The following is a 4072-nucleotide window of genomic DNA, read 5'->3' as shown; positions in this document are numbered from 1 at the left end:
GGCCTGGAGTTCTCCGTATGGACAGGATGGCAAAATGTCGGTGTCCCAGCCCAGTCAGATGCCGGACGGCAGCGACCGCGCCCCTCCTGCCGTCGATCTTTATCGAATTGATGTCGGGACCTGCGTCGCTTTCGAGAATGACGAAGGGCAGGCGCCGCCGTTGTGCCGATGTTATGAGACCGATGTCCCCGCTGTGACCAAGGATGAAGCCGTCAACGAGGGCCTCGCGGATGCTGGCGAAGCGGGTATTATCGGTGCCGTTTACAAGGCTGAGCGTCGTTCCGGCCTCGTCGCAGGCGAGCGAAACGCCCAGCACCAGCTCGCGGCCATAGGGACTTCTCATCACCTCGGCGATGGCGTAGGCGCCAGGTGGCATGAACCCGATGGCATTGAACTTGCCATCCCGCAGCAATCGACCCTTTGGATCGGGGCCGCCAAATCCAAGCGCTCGCGCAGCCGCTTCGACACGTTGGCGCAACTCAGGCCTAACCAGTTCCGGCCGGTTGAAGACGTTGGAAACAGTGCCCCGGGAGACACCGGCAGCCTTGCCCACGTCGGCTAGCGTTGGCATTGCGATTCACCCATTTCCCTTCAGTTAGACCATTTTTTGGAGCGCTCCAAGAATTTTGTTGACTCGAAAGTGGAAAGGGCGGATCGTATCACTTGGAGCGCTCCAAGTAGGCGTATCTGGCATTTTCGCGACTGAAACATCGAAGATCGTCAAATGGCTTGGTCGCAACGGCCATGCCCAGGGAGGGAGTTATGGCAGAAACCAATGTTTTTCCCGCCTCGCTTGTCGGTAAGACTTTCGACTGCGTTTTCGGCCCGTTCGTACCCCGGCTGACGTTTTTCTCGCCGGAAGAACTACATGTGCATGCGTCGATCGGAGCCACCAAAATTGACGAGGTGGTCAAGATCGACATGACCAGCGTACGCCCGAACCTCGTGCTCATGAGCTGGACGGAGCAGAGCGGCAACTTCATCGTGCAGTTGCAGGATCATGAGAAAGGGATCGTCCACAACTATGCGCGGCTGGCCGACGGGCAGCTCTTCTGTGCCCAAGGCGTCATTCAAGCCGTTGCGCCTGCGTGACGCTCCCGCGTCGGGGCCCGGCAGAGTGCGGCATCGACCGGCATACTGCTGTTTCCTAGTTGAAGTACTTCGGATTACGATCTGCTGAATTGCCGTCATCGATTTCCCTATTGAAGGAGGAAAGTGCGATGGAACTCGCTTACGACAGTCATCTGCTTGCCCGAATTCTGCTGAGCGTCGCGACCGTGGGCTACGGTGTGGTGACGATCAAAGCCGACCTCAACGCCACCCACGCCACCAATCCGCTGTGGACTCCGCACGCCCGGTTTCACGTCGTTTGGCAGGTGCTGAGCTACACCGGAGTCGCGCTGATTGCGCTGGGGCTTATCTGGATTGGAGGCCCACTCCAAGCCGAGCGGCTCTATCTCGCCGGGGGATTGGGCGTCGCCATGTATGGAGCGTTCTTCGTGGCCATGCTCTCACGACCGATCTATGGCGGCGTGCTCTACGACGAGAACGGCTACCTGCCATTCCGACCGCCGTTCGGACCGGCGGGTTGGCGGTGGGATGTCAACGTCACCGTCTTTACCGCGATGTCCGCGATCCTGCTGCTGGGCTTGGCCGCGATTTAGGACAGCGCCAGCACCCCGAGCCGGTCGACCAGCCGATCGCGGTCTGATGTCAGGCCCTTATAGTCGAGTTGGGCGAGATCGAGCGCTTCGAGCTGGGCGGCGAAAGACGCCGCGAGCTTCGCCCGATCAGGGTGCCTGGCCAGCACGGCGAGCGGGTCGAGATGGATGCGGATGGTGAACAGGATATCGCGTGAAACAGGCAGTTTGCGCAGGGTCTGCCGCTCGACGCGGATGAACGCATGAGCGTCGATATCGCCATCGGGAAAGCGCGACGGCCGGTTGGTCGCGCGGTCGATGCGCTGCAGGTCGGAGAGCGGATGATAGAGCGCGTTGTCGGACTGGATCGACCAGTTGTAGCGCTCGACGGCCTGCCCCTGGAGGCCATCGAACATCCGGTTGATGAGTTCCGCCGGACGCGTGCCCGGGCCGAAACCCGGCACCGGCGCGTGGATGTCCTGCAGCGGCTTGCCAAATTTTTCCAGGAGCGACCAGGACGAGGGGAAGCAAAGCGAGCCGGCAACCAGCCGCCAGCCGCTGTCGCCACGGCGCATCAGGATCAGGTCTTCCTGGACGAGCTGTGAGGCCTTGGCCAGCGGCGCATCGGCGAGGGAAGCAGGCAGACGGCCCGCCGCGCCCACCACCTCGATGCCTGATCCGCCGAGCCGATGGGTTTCGGGGAACCTCTCCAGGAGATGCGCAGCGAGCAAGTCGAGCACTTCCTGCTGGGCATCGCGCGTGCCGTCCTCCTCGACGAAAACGCGCTCTGGGATTTCGGCATAGAGCCGGTGCTTTTCGGCGAGATACGGCAGCAGATGGCCGTCGATCTCGATCCAGTCCGCCGGATCGAGCGGCTTCAGCCCGATACTGAACAGTTTCGACGAGCCGTCATAGGGCGTGTGGGTGGGGAGCGTATGCTCTGGGGGCGTGTGAGTGGGCACAGTCGTCCTGTTTCAGGTCAGTCTTGCGGGGATCAGTCCGCGCAGCGAATTGCCGACGAACAGGGACTTGGCGGATTTCAGATCGTCCAAGCTGTAGATCGCTTCGCGGGCGCGGCCTTCATCCAGAAGCTGCGCGCGCAATACACCAGGCAGCAGGCCGCAGTCGAGCCGGGGCGTGGCCAGCACGCCGTCGCCGAGATCGGCAAAGACATTGGTGATCGTGCCTTCACAGATCTCGCCGCGCTCGTTGGCCATAAGCACCTCGTCGGCCTGGGTGATGAGGTGTTCGGCGCGGGCACGCGTGTAGAGCTGCCGCCGGCTGGTCTTGTGGCGCAGCAGCGTGTCGTGCGAATCGAGCCTCGTCCGCGCCAGCCGCAGCATCCAGACCTTGTCGGCGGCGAGCGGTTCATAAGGCTGCGCCGAGGCCGCCACCTCACCATCGTGCGACAGGACGAGCCGCGTGCGCATGGCAACGCCGGAACCGCCGACTGCGCTGCTCAGTGCCTCGCCGACCTTGCCTGGAGCACAGCGGAAGCCGAGCTCCGCCGCCGAGCCATAGAGGCGCGCAAGATGGCGATCGAAGCGCAGGAAGCCCGGGCCGGGTTCCCAGCGCATGGTCTCGATCAACTGAAAGTCGGCGGTGTTCCCGTCGCGAAGCGCGCTTTCAGCAGACACTCCTGATACTCCTCCTGCGCCGTCGAATCGAAGACGACGCCGCCTCCGACATTGTAGACGGCCTCGCCGCCCGAAAAGAGCGAGATGGTGCGGATCGCCACGGAAAAGCGCATCGGGCCGCCGGGCGCGATCCAGCCTATGGCGCCGCAATAGGCATCGCGGGGCGTGCCTTCCAGGTCGCGCAGGATCTCCATGGCACGGATCTTAGGCGCGCCGGTGATCGAACCGCAAGGAAACAGCGCCGCGAAGATCTGGCGGATAGAGAGACCCGGCAGCAGTTTGGCCCTGACGTCGCTCACCATCTGATGCACGGTCGGGTAAGTCTCGATGCGGAACAGCGCCGGCACGTCCAGCGTGCCGACCTCGCTGATCAACGAGATATCGTTGCGCAGGAGATCGACGATCATGCGGTTTTCGGCCTGATTCTTCTCGTCATTGCGCAGGAAGATCTTCTGCCGTTCGTCCTCGGCCTTGGTCGCGCCTCGCGGCGCCGTGCCCTTCATCGGATGCGTCTCGATCATGCCCTCGGCGTCGATCTCGAAGAACAGTTCAGGCGAGCGCGACAGCACGATGGGTTCACCGAGCGCGATCAGCGCGCCATATTTCACCGGCTGACGTTCCGTCAATGCATCGAAGGCGGCCAGCGGCTCGCCTGACCATTGCGCATGCACGGGAAAGGTCAGATTGCCCTGGTAGCAATCACCTTGCCGGATGTGCTGGTGCAGCCGCGAGAAGCGTTTTTCATAATCCTCCGGCGACCACGTCGCACGGGCGTCGAAGATCGGGCCGTTGGTC

At 62.7% G+C, this 4072-nt stretch carries 6 protein-coding genes; 2 read left to right on the top strand and 4 right to left on the bottom strand.

Annotated features, from left to right (window positions below):
* Positions 1–571: LacI family DNA-binding transcriptional regulator (locus EOC06_RS33955; RefSeq protein ID WP_164898895.1), on the bottom strand; the 571-nt coding region annotated here is incomplete at its 3' end.
* Between the two features lie 191 nt (positions 572–762).
* On the opposite strand from EOC06_RS33955, the gene EOC06_RS33950 reads away from it, so the two are divergent.
* Together EOC06_RS33950 and EOC06_RS33945 are read left to right on the top strand one after the other, a co-directional pair.
* Positions 763–1092: a hypothetical protein gene (locus EOC06_RS33950; RefSeq protein ID WP_128309858.1), complete on the top strand. Its 330-nt coding sequence runs from the start codon at positions 763–765 to the stop codon at positions 1090–1092.
* A gap of 128 nt (positions 1093–1220) precedes the next feature.
* Positions 1221–1664, top strand: coding sequence for a hypothetical protein (locus EOC06_RS33945; protein ID WP_127268297.1), 444 nt, complete (start codon positions 1221–1223; stop codon positions 1662–1664).
* On the opposite strand, the gene EOC06_RS33940 is transcribed toward EOC06_RS33945, so the two are convergent.
* The 3 genes from EOC06_RS33940 to EOC06_RS33930 all read right to left on the bottom strand — a co-directional run.
* A complete protein-coding gene (locus EOC06_RS33940; protein ID WP_128309857.1) occupies positions 1661–2602 on the bottom strand; it encodes a DUF3445 domain-containing protein in 942 nt (313 codons plus the stop codon). The two genes, EOC06_RS33945 and EOC06_RS33940, sit on opposite strands and share 4 nt — an antisense overlap.
* A 12-nt stretch (positions 2603–2614) precedes the next feature.
* Positions 2615–3277 carry an aminotransferase class IV family protein gene (locus tag EOC06_RS33935; protein ID WP_127268299.1) on the bottom strand — a complete coding sequence of 221 codons (663 nt, stop codon included), beginning with the start codon at positions 3275–3277 and terminating at the stop codon, positions 2615–2617.
* A partial coding sequence (locus tag EOC06_RS33930; protein ID WP_128309856.1) for an aminodeoxychorismate synthase component I occupies positions 3226–4072 on the bottom strand: 847 nt, incomplete at its 5' end. The genes EOC06_RS33935 and EOC06_RS33930, both read right to left, overlap by 52 nt.

This window comes from Mesorhizobium sp. M7A.F.Ca.MR.362.00.0.0 (assembly GCF_004023175.1).
Lineage (GTDB): Bacteria > Pseudomonadota > Alphaproteobacteria > Rhizobiales > Rhizobiaceae > Mesorhizobium.
The sequence above is the reverse complement of the archived record's forward strand: the minus strand, read 5'-3'. Positions and strand labels throughout refer to the sequence as shown.

Excerpts from the sequence above, each read along its gene's own strand:
- EOC06_RS33950 (WP_128309858.1), top strand. The coding sequence starts at position 763 with ATGGCAGAAACCAATGTTTTTCCCGCCTCGCTTGTCGGTAAGACTTTC.
- EOC06_RS33945 (WP_127268297.1), top strand. The coding sequence starts at position 1,221 with ATGGAACTCGCTTACGACAGTCATCTGCTTGCCCGAATTCTGCTGAGC.